Annotated in this window: 14 protein-coding genes; all 14 read left to right on the forward strand. The window is 28.6% G+C overall.

Annotated features, from left to right (window positions below; genetic code table 11):
• The first annotated feature begins 13 nt into the window (after positions 1-13).
• The 14 genes from hisH to rfbD are packed head-to-tail and all read left to right on the forward strand — an operon-like array spanning position 14 to position 12,725.
• The gene (gene hisH, locus EV195_RS14565; protein ID WP_132795701.1) at positions 14-697 is read left to right on the forward strand and encodes an imidazole glycerol phosphate synthase subunit HisH; all 684 of its coding nucleotides are present in this window, start codon (positions 14-16) and stop codon (positions 695-697) included.
• Positions 681-1,868, forward strand: coding sequence for an N-acetyl sugar amidotransferase (locus EV195_RS14570; protein ID WP_132795702.1), 1,188 nt, complete (start codon positions 681-683; stop codon positions 1,866-1,868). The genes hisH and EV195_RS14570 overlap by 17 nt, the downstream gene beginning before the upstream one ends.
• Before the next feature lie 3 nt (positions 1,869-1,871).
• Positions 1,872-2,828, forward strand: a complete 957-nt coding sequence (locus tag EV195_RS14575) for a Gfo/Idh/MocA family oxidoreductase (protein WP_132795703.1) — start codon at positions 1,872-1,874, stop codon at positions 2,826-2,828.
• An 8-nt stretch (positions 2,829-2,836) separates the two neighbouring features.
• Positions 2,837-3,787: a Gfo/Idh/MocA family protein gene (locus tag EV195_RS14580; RefSeq protein ID WP_132795704.1), complete on the forward strand. Its 951-nt coding sequence runs from the start codon at positions 2,837-2,839 to the stop codon at positions 3,785-3,787.
• A 13-nt stretch (positions 3,788-3,800) separates the two neighbouring features.
• On the forward strand, positions 3,801-5,063 hold the full coding sequence (locus tag EV195_RS14585) for a hypothetical protein (protein WP_132795705.1): 1,263 nt from the start codon (positions 3,801-3,803) through the stop codon (positions 5,061-5,063).
• Positions 5,056-6,150, forward strand: coding sequence for a hypothetical protein (locus EV195_RS14590; protein ID WP_132795706.1), 1,095 nt, complete (start codon positions 5,056-5,058; stop codon positions 6,148-6,150). The genes EV195_RS14585 and EV195_RS14590 overlap by 8 nt, the downstream gene beginning before the upstream one ends.
• Positions 6,137-7,549, forward strand: coding sequence for a hypothetical protein (locus EV195_RS14595; RefSeq protein WP_132795707.1), 1,413 nt, complete (start codon positions 6,137-6,139; stop codon positions 7,547-7,549). Before EV195_RS14590 ends, EV195_RS14595 begins: the two co-directional genes overlap by 14 nt.
• 16 nt (positions 7,550-7,565) lie before the next feature.
• Positions 7,566-8,060, forward strand: a complete 495-nt coding sequence (locus tag EV195_RS14600; RefSeq protein ID WP_165915747.1) for a CatB-related O-acetyltransferase — start codon at positions 7,566-7,568, stop codon at positions 8,058-8,060.
• 5 nt (positions 8,061-8,065) lie between these two features.
• A complete protein-coding gene (locus EV195_RS14605) occupies positions 8,066-8,839 on the forward strand; it encodes a glycosyltransferase family 2 protein (RefSeq protein ID WP_132795709.1) in 774 nt (257 codons plus the stop codon).
• Positions 8,840-8,845: 6 nt separating this feature from the next.
• Positions 8,846-9,805, forward strand: coding sequence for an MraY family glycosyltransferase (locus EV195_RS14610; RefSeq protein WP_132795710.1), 960 nt, complete (start codon positions 8,846-8,848; stop codon positions 9,803-9,805).
• Positions 9,802-10,386, forward strand: coding sequence for a PglD-related sugar-binding protein (locus tag EV195_RS14615; RefSeq protein ID WP_132795711.1), 585 nt, complete (start codon positions 9,802-9,804; stop codon positions 10,384-10,386). Before EV195_RS14610 ends, EV195_RS14615 begins: the two co-directional genes overlap by 4 nt.
• 53 nt (positions 10,387-10,439) lie before the next feature.
• Positions 10,440-11,315 carry a glucose-1-phosphate thymidylyltransferase RfbA gene (gene rfbA, locus EV195_RS14620; protein ID WP_132795712.1) on the forward strand — a complete coding sequence of 292 codons (876 nt, stop codon included), beginning with the start codon at positions 10,440-10,442 and terminating at the stop codon, positions 11,313-11,315.
• Between the two features lie 2 nt (positions 11,316-11,317).
• A complete protein-coding gene (gene rfbC / locus EV195_RS14625; RefSeq protein ID WP_132795713.1) occupies positions 11,318-11,872 on the forward strand; it encodes a dTDP-4-dehydrorhamnose 3,5-epimerase in 555 nt (184 codons plus the stop codon).
• A gap of 1 nt (position 11,873) precedes the next feature.
• Positions 11,874-12,725, forward strand: a complete 852-nt coding sequence (gene rfbD / locus EV195_RS14630; protein ID WP_132795714.1) for a dTDP-4-dehydrorhamnose reductase — start codon at positions 11,874-11,876, stop codon at positions 12,723-12,725.
• Position 12,726: the final 1 nt, after the last annotated feature.

A 12,726-nucleotide genomic window follows, 5' to 3' on the forward strand; every position in this document is an offset into this window, starting at 1 on the left:
AAGTTATTTTATTATGAGTAGAACTACAAAAGTTTCAATAATAGATTATGGAATTGGTAATCTATTTAGTGTTCTAAAGGCATGTGAATATGTTGGGATGAATCCAGAAATAACAAACAATTCAAAAGTGATAGAATCTTCAGATGCAGTTATTTTACCTGGAGTTGGAGCATTTAAAGATGCCATGATTAATCTTGAAAAGCTTGATTTGGTTAAACCGATAATTGATTTCGCGGATTCAGGTAAACCAATGATGGGAGTGTGTTTAGGGATGCAGCTGCTACTTACAGAAAGTGAGGAGTTTGGGAGTACCAAAGGATTAGGGATTTTCCAAGGGGTTTGTAAAAAATTTCCGATAATTAACCCTTTAAACAATGAGAAGGTTAAAGTCCCTCAAATAACATGGAACAATATTACAGTGCCAGATGGTATTAACTGCTTTAAAGAAAATACTCCTCTAAATGGAATAAATAATAACGAACATATGTATTTTGTACATTCATTTTATGCTGATTCTGTTAAGGAGGAAGAAGTGTTAAGTACTACTAATTATGGGGGGGTAGAATATTGTTCTTCTCTGAATAAAAATAATATATTTGCATTTCAATTTCATCCCGAAAAATCTGGTCAGGAAGGATTAAAAATTTATAGAAACTTTAAAGATATAATTAACAAAACAAATGAAAGTAGAAAATAAGAACACGCAAGAAAGATATAATTTACCTAACGAAGTAAAGTTTTGTGTAAAATGTACAATATCAAACCAAAGACCAAGAATTACTTTTGATGAGCATGGTGTGTGCTCTGCATGTAATTATGCAGAGTTTAAGAAAAATGAAATCAATTGGGATGATAGAGAAAGAGAATTAATGACTCTTTTGGATAGGCATAGGAGGAATGATGGTTCTTATGATGTCTTAGTTCCATGTAGTGGAGGTAAGGACGCAGCTTATATTGCTCATGAACTTAAACATAAATATGGGATGAACCCATTAACCGTTACTTGGGCTCCAAACCTATATACAGATATTGGTTTTCAGAATATTCAAAATATGATATTAGAAGGGGATTTAGCAAACATAATTGGTAAGCCTGCTGGTAAAACACATAAGCAATTAACAAAGTTGTCTTTTGAGATACTAGGAGATCCTTTTCAGCCTTTCATTTACGGACAGACAAATTTTCCATTACAAGTAGCTGTACAACATAAAATACCCCTAATAATGTATGGTGAAAATGGAGAAGTAGAATATGGAGGAGACATGAAAAACGCATTCAAACCAGATAGAGATTATAAATCAGATCATAAGAAGCATTATTTTTCTGGAATTGGACCAGAGGATTTAGTAAACTATGGAATTAGTGAAAATAATTTAAAACCATATATGCCACCTTCAAACGAAGAATTAGACGCATTGGGAACTGAGATTCATTTTTATGGTTATTATAAAAAATGGACACCACAGGAGAACTATTATTATTGTGTTGATAACACTGGCTTTAGTGCTAATCCAGTTAGAAGTGAAGGAACTTATTCTAAGTACGCTTCTTTAGATGATAAAATTGACGGATTCCACTATTATTTAGCATACATTAAATTTGGTTTAGGTAGATGCACATCTGATTCAGCACATGAAATTAGAGACGGTCATATTACAAGGGAAGAAGGTGTCCAATTAGTAAGAAAATACGATGGAGAATTTCCTGAGAAGTATTTTAAAACCTTCTTAGAGTTTTGTGATATTACTGAAGATTATTTCTGGGAAGTTGTTGACAGTTGGAGATCAGATCATTTATGGTCTAAAGTAGACGGAGAATGGAAACTGAATCATACAGTTGCTGGAGATGGTGTAAAGGATACTAAGTAAGTTATGCAAAAGAAAAAAGTATTAGTAGTCGGTTTTGGGATGATGGGCTGCAGACATGTGCAAGCTTTTCTTCAAGATAAGACAAAATATGAAGTGCATGTTTTGGAATTGTCTCAGGAAAACATTCAAACTAATTTAGTTAGGATAGGTGCTAAGTTAGAAGATTGTATTTGGTACGATAACTTAAAAAATGTACCTTTATTAGATGTTGCTGTTGTAGCTACTTCTTCAGCTCCAAGATTTAATATATTAAAAGAGTTAATAAATAAAGGATATAGAAAATTCTTAATTGAAAAAATTGTTTTCCAATCAGGAGATCAGTTTAAAGAAATTTTAGATTTAGTTGAATCTACCAACTCTGAGGTATACTGTAATTTTGTTAATAGATATTTTGAAGCTTATAATCGAATCAAGAAAGATTTAAGTCAAATCAATGAAGGGAAAATAAGTATGACTGTTCATGGAGGGGAGTTTGGCTTAGGTTGTAATGCCATTCATTACATTGATATTTTTCAATATATTTCTGATTCTAATAAGATTTCAAATATAAGTGCAATTGTTGATGTTTTGGAAGAACCTAATAGGAGAGGAAGTATATATAAGGAGTTTACAGGAACAATGCAATTTACTAATGAAGCTTTAGATAATATTCTTTTAGTTGCAGAGCCAAAATATGTAGGAGGAGTAACTATTAATATTCAAAAAGGTGAAAATACTTATTTACTAAATGAAAATTCTCAGGAATTTGTTTCTGTAATTAAAGGAAAAGTTAGGAGAGAAAATTTTCAGATTATCCCTACTAGCATGTTAAGCAATGTGATTATTGAAGATATATTTAACAATAATTGTCAATTAACAAAATTAAAAGATACAGAAAAATCTCATTTAGAGTTATTTAAGATTTTTAATGAGAAATTATTTGCAAAAAACTCATCTGACACAATTTGCCCAATAACATAAAAAAGATTATGAAAAAAGTATTATTAATAGGGACTGGATTTATGGCAAAGGAATATGCAAAAGTCCTAAAAGGAATGAACGTCCCATTTGATGTTGTTGGAAGAGGACAGAAGAATGCAACTCTATTTGAAAAAGAATTCGAAGTGAATACTTTTATTGGTGGTTTGGATAAGTTTATTGAAATTAATGATTTAAATAATTATTCTCATTTTATAAATGGTTCGAGTATAGATTCGTTAAAATCAACAACCATTGCACTTTTGGAAAATGGTGCTAAGAAAATTTTACTAGAAAAGCCAGGAGTGGCAACTTCAGAAGAAATTGAACATCTGTATAATGAATCAAAAAAGTATGAAGATGCAACAATCGTTTTAGCTTACAATAGAAGGTTTTTCGCGTCTGTTCAAAAAGCTAAAGAAATCATAGAGGAAGATGGGGGAGTTAATTCATTAACGTTTGAGTTTACTGAATGGGCACATGTTATAAAAACATATGATTTCAGTGATGTAATTTTGAATAATTGGTTTTTAGGAAACTCGACTCACGTAGTTGATACAGCTTTTTATTTAGCAGGAAAACCAAAAGAAATGAGTAGTTATAGAAAAGGTAGTTTAGACTGGCACCCTACAGGTTCAACTTATACAGGTTCAGGAATTACTGATAAGGATGCTTTATTTTCTTATCACGCAAATTGGGAAGGTCCAGGAAGATGGTTTTTAGAAGTAATTACACCTAAACACAGACTTATATTTAAGCCATTTGAAAAATTACAAATTCAAGAAATTGGATCGGTACAAGTAAACGAAGTAGAAGTTGATTATAGTCTTGAACAGGATTACAAACCAGGATTATTTAACCAAACAAAAGCATTTTTAAATTCAGATTATATAAATTTCTGTTCTCTAGAAGAGCAGAGAGATCTTATAAATGATGTTTATAATAAAATTAGTGGCTACTAAGTAGTTTACAGAAATGATAAAATTTCTAAGATATATTAATCGCTTTAAAAGAAATATGAGTTTTAAAGGGATTGTAAACGGGTTTTTACATTTTGTTTCAATAAAAAGAATAACACAACACGATATTCTATATTTATGTCACGATAATAGTAGACCAGTTAATTTTTTAAATAAACTTTACAGTCCACTTATTGATTCAATAAACATACAATTACAGAAAGTTTCAGGTATAACTTTGGCACTTCCTTTCTCTAAATATAGCGGGAAAAAAGTGTTTGGAAACGTGGTCAATCTAAATCTTTATTTCGTATGGGGAATTTTAGTAAGATTAATAAAGTTTAGATCTATTAGGTTAAAAGATAGCAAAAAAGATCCAATCGTTAAATTTTACGGAAGATTATTAGATGTTATTAAACCTAAGGTTATTATTGGTATTCAGCCTTCAGTAGAAATTTGTTTAGCTGCAAAAATGAGGGGAATTAAAACCTACGATGTTCAACATGGTATCATTGAATTTGACGATGAGTTTAGTTATTATTCCATGGGTAAAAGATCTAAAATCAATAATGAAGGCTTCCCTGATTATATTCTTTGTAGAAACCAACATACTGTTTCAAAAATTAAAAAAAATGATATTTTTAACTTTTCAACTCCAATTTTAATTGGTAACTTGAATCAATATTTTTTTTCTGAAATATATAAAGTAAACGATAAAATAGATTTACATAGTAGTAATAAGAGTACTGTTTTAGTAACATTACAGCCCTTTTATGACAAGGAATTTGAAAGAGAAAACAGTATAGGAGGAGTTGTATTTCCTAAGTTATTATTAAACTTGATAGAAAAGCAATGCTATAACTTCATAATAAAGCTACATCCATCTCAAATACAGAATCCTGAGATTAATAAAAAAATTATCTCTGAATTTACTAATCTATTCGGTTCAAACGATAATGTTGATTATGAGATATGTAATTTGAAACCATTAGAGTTTTCCTTGACAAAAGCGAATTTACATGTTACCTTTAATTCAGCTTGCCTTTTTGATGCATTAGATTATGGTGTACCTACAGTACTTTTAGATAAGGATATAAAACGTCTTGAAAATTATTTTGGAAATTTATTGAGCTCTAACATAGTTCATGTTGATGATGGAACAGGAATAGATATAAAAGAGTTAATTGAAAACAGTAAAATTCAAAACTCGGATTACTTAACGGATTTTCTAAAATTTAAAGAAAAACTTCTTCAGGATATTTTAGCAACTTATGAATAGAGAGAAAATAGTTAAATTCTTATTATTTTTATTTTTGATTTTGCACTTAATTCCTCTTGTTTTTAAGAGTTATTATCAAATTATAACACAAGTTAATTACTCACTTGTGTTAGCATTATTACTTGTGTTTTCGCTGAAGTCTAATAACTTGGTTTTTAGTGATTTAATAATGCTATTAATGATGATAATAGCTTTTTTTTTATATGTTTTAGGATATTCGGGCACTGTTTCAGCTCTTATACTTTCTGCTCTTACTCCCATGTTTTTCTTTAAAATGTTATTGCAGAAAAAAAAGGAGAAAAAACTTATAGATTTGCTACATAATACTATTAGAATAAATGCAATTTTATTGATTATAGTTGGAATTTATTTTTACATATTAAATATAAATAGACTTGATGATTATGCCTATTTATCAGAATGTTTTGGAATAGCTAGTATCAATTATGTCTCTTTATTATTCTTTTCTTTTTCAGTTATTTTTTATCTTGTTCTTTTTTATAAAACAGAAGTTGAAAAAAACAGGAATATCAAAGATCACTTGATTTTTATAACATTAATATCTTGTAGTATTTTTTTTAGTAATGTGTACTTAACTAGAAGTACTTTTATTGCATCTGCATTATTATTTTTAATTTATTTTAAGCGTGCCTGGTTGACGTTTTCTGCAACTATCATAGTATTTATAATAAAAAGTAAAGAAATACTTGATTTTTTAAGTGTTTACCTAGGAGCAAAGGAGTTATCTTCTGTTATTCATGATTCTAATAGAGAAGAATCTGTTCAAAAATTAATTAAAAATTCATTAGAATTAAATTTTAACTTTAGGGAATACATGTCGTTTTCATCACTTCTAAATTTGTTTTTTTGTCTTTTACCATTTTCATTACTTTTTATCCCTAAAGTCTTTAAAGCATTCAAAACGTTTATAATAGGTAAGCATTATTACTTATTGATAGTGTTGTGTTTATGTGTAGTTTTAACAATTTATCAAATGGATTTCTTATCGGTTTTCACCTTGTTTTTTTTAATAAACTTTATTGACTATTATAATCTTTTTAAGAAAAAAAATATTGAAAACTTTTAAATATATATCGTCACATATTGATAAAGCGTTATTGATTGTTAATGAGGTTTTTTCAAAGGCATTTTCTTTTTTGTTGTTCTGGATTCTTGGAATAAAGCTAATCAAGTATGAATTTGCTAGGTTTACGCTAGAGATGCCTTTTATATTTCTTTTTTCTACTGTACTTTCTTTCGGATGTGCTACATATTTCTTAGAACAGAAAAAAAAGGAAGAAGCTTTAGAAAGGAATCTGCGTTTTTCATTGTCTCTAGTTTTTATTCTAAATATTATAACGTTAATAGCTTCAAATCTATTATGTTATTTTAATTTATTAAGTATTGAAAACTTACTCTTGTTATCTGTAACTATAAGCCTTAATATAAATAATGTCCTGACTGAGTTTTTCTTTGTTTTGAAAGAAAATAAAAAAATGGTTTACACAAATGTGTTTCCCAAATTGTCTTTCTTTTTGATATTATTTGTCTTACTATCAAAAAACTATAAACTAAATATAGAATTGGTTTATTATATTTTTATAGGGTGTAATATCTTGTTTTCTATTCATGTTTTTAAGTATTTAAATCTAAATTTCAATATTAATGAAATTTTGAAATACTTTAAATTTTCTTGGATATTGACGGTACAACCATTACTTATATATCTGGCTTATGTGAGTTTTAGATATTTTATTAATTTTAAGAATGATTCTGAGTATTTAATAGAGTTTAGTGTACTACAAACATACATTGGTTTTTTTGCACTTTTGGTAAGTATGTCTAACCGGATTATTATTCATGATTTTTATGAATCATTAATTGTAAATAAAATCGATAGTAAATTGTCTTCTAAAATTCAATTTTTCAATAAGCTCTTTTTCTTGTTTAGTTTAATTTATTTCAATGTTGTTTTTTTTTATTTAACGTCAAAATTAAATTTAGATTCCAATGGATATATGATTAGTGGTATACTAATCATGATTTTAGGCTCTTTAGTTTATTTTATATCTCAGTATACCAAAGCAATTTTGGTGTTCAATAAAAAATTCGGTTTTCTTTTGAAAATAAACATACTAACTTCCTTTTTAACAATTTTGTTTTCATTTGGATGTATGATTAGTGAAATTAATATATTATATCCGACTTCAATCCTTATTATAAATTTATTAACTTATATTTTATATTTATATAGAATTGATTTAAATCTTTGGAAGAAAATTATTAAAATGGATTTTTTAATTAAATCTGCGCTCAAAGTAACATTATTAGTAGGTATAGAGTATTATATGTCTGAAAAAAGTTCATTAATGTTTTATACATTTAACTTTTTACTTTTCATTATTATCATTCTAGATATATTAAATTTTTTATTAAGAAAAAGAAAACTAACAGTAAATTTTATTGACAATGAAAAAACTGATTAATTTATTTGTTCATTTTATGCATGCCACTATCTATAGATCTAAGATAAAGTTAAGCAGTAAAAATAAAATTAGTTTATCTACTAAGTTATACGATAGTAAAATAGGTAAATACAACTATTTTGGACCAAACGTTATAATGAATAATGTAATTATAGGTAATTATTGTAGCATAGCACCAAATGTAATCGTTGGAGGTATGGAACATGATTACAAAAAAATGTCAACTTCGACTATATTGTATAAAGATCAGATAAGACATACAACTATAATTGAAGATGATGTATGGATTGGAGCAAATGCCATAATTAAAATGGGAGTCAAAATAGGTAAAGGAGCTGTAGTTGGAGCTAGTAGCGTGGTGTTAAAAGATGTCCCTCCCCATTCTATAGTTGTAGGGAGTCCTGCAAAAGTTGTAAAAAAGAGATTCGATAATCCAGAATTAATAAACAAACATAACAGTATTGATTTTTCTCTTTCTCCAGGTGAAATTAATGATTTTTTGAGTGAATAAATTGTATGGAAAACACAAATGATAATTCAGGATTGGTATCCATAATAACCCCAGTATATAACGCTAGTAGGTTTCTGGAAAAGACTGCAGAATCGGTCTTTAAACAAACGTATACAAATTGGGAATGGGTTTTAGTAGACGATTGTTCTACTGATAATTCATGGGAAATCTTAACGTCATTACAAAAGCAAGATTCAAGAATAAAAGTTTTTAAAAATATAGAGAATTTAAAATCTGGTAAGACAAGAAATTTTGCAATTAAAAAAGCGAATGGAACTTACATTGCTTTTCTAGATAGTGATGATTTGTGGCATCCTGAAAAGCTAAGTATACAAATTGCTTTTATGATTAATAATGGTTATAATTTTACACATACGTCATACGGTTATGTTGATGAAGAAGGCAATACTATAAAATCAACATTTCGTGTAAATAAAAAAGTAACATATTTTGATTTACTAAAAAGAACTGAAATTAGTTGTTTAACAGCAGTATATAATGCTAATGAGATAGGGAAGTTTTATATGTCCGAACATGCTAGAAAACAAGATTATGCTCTTTGGTTAGCCATTTTAAAGAGTGGTACACCTAGCTTTGGAATTTATCAAGAGTTAGCTTACTATCGCCAAGTAAAAAATTCAGCTACTAGTAAAAAATATAAATTAATTTTAAAACATATATCATTCCTCAAAGAAACTCAAAACTTTTCGACGATTAAAGCATTGTACTATACATCTTATTGGATGATTAATGGTTTTGTAAGATATTTCTTAAAATAAGATTAAATGAATTATTTAGTAATATTTGTCGTTCTATCCGCAGTATCTTTTATCTATTTAAAACTAGCAGATAAGTTCAATATCATCGACAAACCCAATCATAGAAGTTCTCACACTACACCAACCATTAGAGGAGGAGGAATTCTATTTTACTTTGGAATTTTAATTTTCTTTTTACTATCGGGTTTTAAATATCCATATTTTTTTGTAGGTGTTTCATTTTTAGCCATCATTAGTTTTATTGATGATATAGTTACATTAAGCTCTTCAATACGATTACCATTTCAATTTTTAGCAGTTGGTTTAAGTTTTTATGAAATAGGTATTATTCCAGAAAGTGGATTGTGGATTTTGCCATTTTTAATACTTGGTGTTGGGCTGGTGAATGAATATAACTTTATGGATGGAATAAATGGTATTACTGGTTTTTATAGTATTGTTACTATTTTAGCTTTCATAGCTATTAATCACCAAGAAAATGTAGTAGACCAAGATTTGTTAATATATGTTTTAATGTCAATTGTAATTTTCGGGTTTTATAATTTCAGAAAAAAAGCAAGAATGTTTGCAGGTGATATTGGAAGTATAACACTTGCTGTTTTACTTTGTTTTGTTGGAGGTTATTTAATTTATCAAACTATGTCGCCTGTTTTAATTTTATTAGTATCGGTGTATAGTGGAGATGCTATTTTAACTGTTATATATAGAAAATCTATAGGTGAGAGTTTAACAGAACCTCACAGAAAACATATTTACCAGAAGTTGGTACATACTTTAAAGTTGTCACATTTAAGTGTCTCTGTTATTTATGCAGTGTTACAATTAGCAATCAATGTAGTTGTATTTTATACCTATCAATTTAGTACATATAATCAGTTATTAATTACTGTAACAATAAGTATTGCCTTAATATCTCTCTACATTTATATGTTTAAGAAGATTGAAAAAAGGAGCGCCAGCTTATGAAGAATATAGCAGTAATAGGATCTGGAGGTTTAGGGAGAGAAGTTCTTGGGATTATTCAATCTATCAATAGAAAAGAAAATTCTTGGAATTTCATTGGTTTTTATGATGATAATTTGTCAAATGATTTAATTAATGGTTTTCCTATCCTTGGAAAAATAGAAGAATTAAACCAAATCAATGAAGAATTATATGTGGTAATTGCCATTGGAAATCCAAAAATTAAAGAGCTCATAAAAAATAAAATATTCAATTCACAGATTAAATTTCCAACCTTAATTCACCCTTCTGTTGAAATTTATTCAGAAGAGAATGTCGTTTTAGGGAAAGGTGTTGTAATTGCGGCTAATTCAGTATTAACAGTAAATATTGAAATTTCAGATTTTGTGTATATAAATACTGCTGTAGTTATAGCTCACGATACTAAAATTGGAAAGTATAGTATGATTATGCCTACAGTTTCTATATCAGCAGGAGGCGAAATTGGAGAGAAGGTTTATATCGGAAATGGAACTAAAATTGACTATGCTATTCAAATAGATGATAATGCTGTAATTAAAGCAGGATCAATCTTAACTTCATAAAACGATGTTTATTTAACATATTTGGTTAATTTTAGTGTTTTATAACTAAGTTAATGAAAGGAATTATACTAGCAGGTGGATCAGGAACAAGATTATATCCTATTACTAAAGGTGTATCTAAACAATTACTTCCTGTATATGATAAACCGATGATATATTATCCTCTTTCGGTTTTGATGTTATCGGGTATTAGAGAAATTTTAATCATATCTACACCAGACGATTTACCAAATTTTGAAAAACTTTTAGGAACAGGAAAAGAGTTAGGTTTAAAATTAAGTTATGCAGAACAACCTTCTCCAGATGGATTAGCTCAAGCTTTTATAATTGGCGAAAAGTTTATAGGGAAAGATGATGTTTGTATGGTTTTAGGCGATAATATTTTTTATGGTCATGGACTTCCTGAGTTATTTGCTAGAGCTATTAATAATGTTACAAAAGAAAATAAAGCTACAATTTTTGGATACTATGTAAAAGATCCTGAACGATATGGAGTAGTAGAATTTGATAAAAGTAATAATGCTGTTTCTATTGTAGAGAAGCCAAAAAAGCCAAAGTCAAATTATGCAGTGGTTGGCTTATATTATTATCCTAATTCAGTTGTAGAAGTGGCAAAAAATGTTCAACCTTCCGATAGAGGAGAATTAGAGATAACCTCTGTAAATCAACACTACTTAAAAGAAAACGAACTTAAAGTTGAGTTAATGGGAAGAGGTTTCGCATGGTTAGATACTGGAACACATGAGTCATTAATGGAAGCTGGACAGTTTATAGAAACGATTGAAAAAAGACAAGGTCTTAAAGTAGCTTGTATAGAAGAAATAGCTCTTTATATGGGGTATATAACAAAAGAGCAAGTCAAAAAATTAGCAGAGTCCTTGCAGAAGAATAATTATGGTCAATATTTACTAAACTTGGTTAAAGATTAATTATGAAGTTTATTAAAACAGCAATTCCTGATTTAACAATTATAGAGCCGAAGGTTTTTGGCGACCATAGAGGATACTTTTTTGAGTCTTTTAATTTTAATGAGTTCAAAGAAAATATTGGAGAGGTTCATTTCGTTCAAGACAACGAATCAAAATCTTCCAAAGGTGTTTTAAGAGGATTGCATTTTCAGAAGCCTCCTTTTGCTCAAGCTAAATTAGTAAGATGTATAAAAGGTAGGGTGTTAGATGTTGCTGTAGATATCAGAAAAGGTTCTCCAACTTATGGGAATTATGAAGTAGTTGAATTATCTGAAGAAAATAAAAGACAGCTTTTTGTTCCAAGGGGTTTTGCCCATGGTTTTATAGTGTTGTCAGAAGAGGCAATATTTGCCTATAAAGTAGATAATTGGTATGCACCAGAGTATGAATCTGGTATACTATGGAATGATGAAAGTTTGCAAATAGATTGGAAGATTACTGTAGATGAAATACAACTTTCTGATAAAGACAAGGTATTGCCTTTATTTAAAAATTTAGAGAGTCCCTTTACGTACTAATATGAACATACTAATCACAGGAGCTTCCGGACAATTAGGATCTGAAATAAGAGAAGAATCTAAAGAATCGTCTCATACTTTTTTTTTCGAAAACTCTAAAACGCTCGATATTACTAATTTCTCTAATGTTGAAAAGTACATAAAACATAATAGTATAGATTTTGTAATCAACTGTGCAGCATATACCGCAGTAGATAATGCAGAAGATGATAAAGTCAGTGCTATGAATGTTAATGCCGAAGGTGTTAAAAATTTAGCCGAAGCAATAAAAGAGAGAGGAAAGATGATTCATATTTCTACAGATTATGTTTTTAGTGGAAATAATACGTTTCCTATTAACGAGTCTGAGGAAGTTGACCCAGTTAATTATTATGGAGTTTCTAAACAAAAAGGGGAAGAATATTTTTTAGAGTCAAGAGTTCATGGGATGATAATTAGAGTGTCGTGGTTATACTCTTGTTTTGGGAAAAATTTTGTTAAAACAATGATGCGATTAGGAAATGAAAAGCAAGAAATAAACGTGGTTGATGATCAGATAGGTACTCCTACTTATGCAAATGATTTGGCTAAACTTTGCATTTTTTTGATAGATACCGATTTTAAAAATAAGGCTAGAATTTATCACTATTCAAATAAAGGAGCTATATCTTGGTATGAGTTTGCTAGGGAAATAATGAAAACAGCTAATCTATCTTGTAAAGTAAATCCTATCAAAACAAAAGATTATCCTACTACTGCAAAGAGACCTAGTTTCTCGGTAATGGATACTTCTAAAATAAAGGGTGATTTTAATATTGAAATTCCGTTTTGGAAAGATGCATTAGAGAGATGTATTAGAAATTGTAAAGAGTAAG

The organism is Tenacibaculum skagerrakense (assembly GCF_004345825.1).
GTDB classification, from domain to species: domain Bacteria; phylum Bacteroidota; class Bacteroidia; order Flavobacteriales; family Flavobacteriaceae; genus Polaribacter; species Polaribacter skagerrakensis.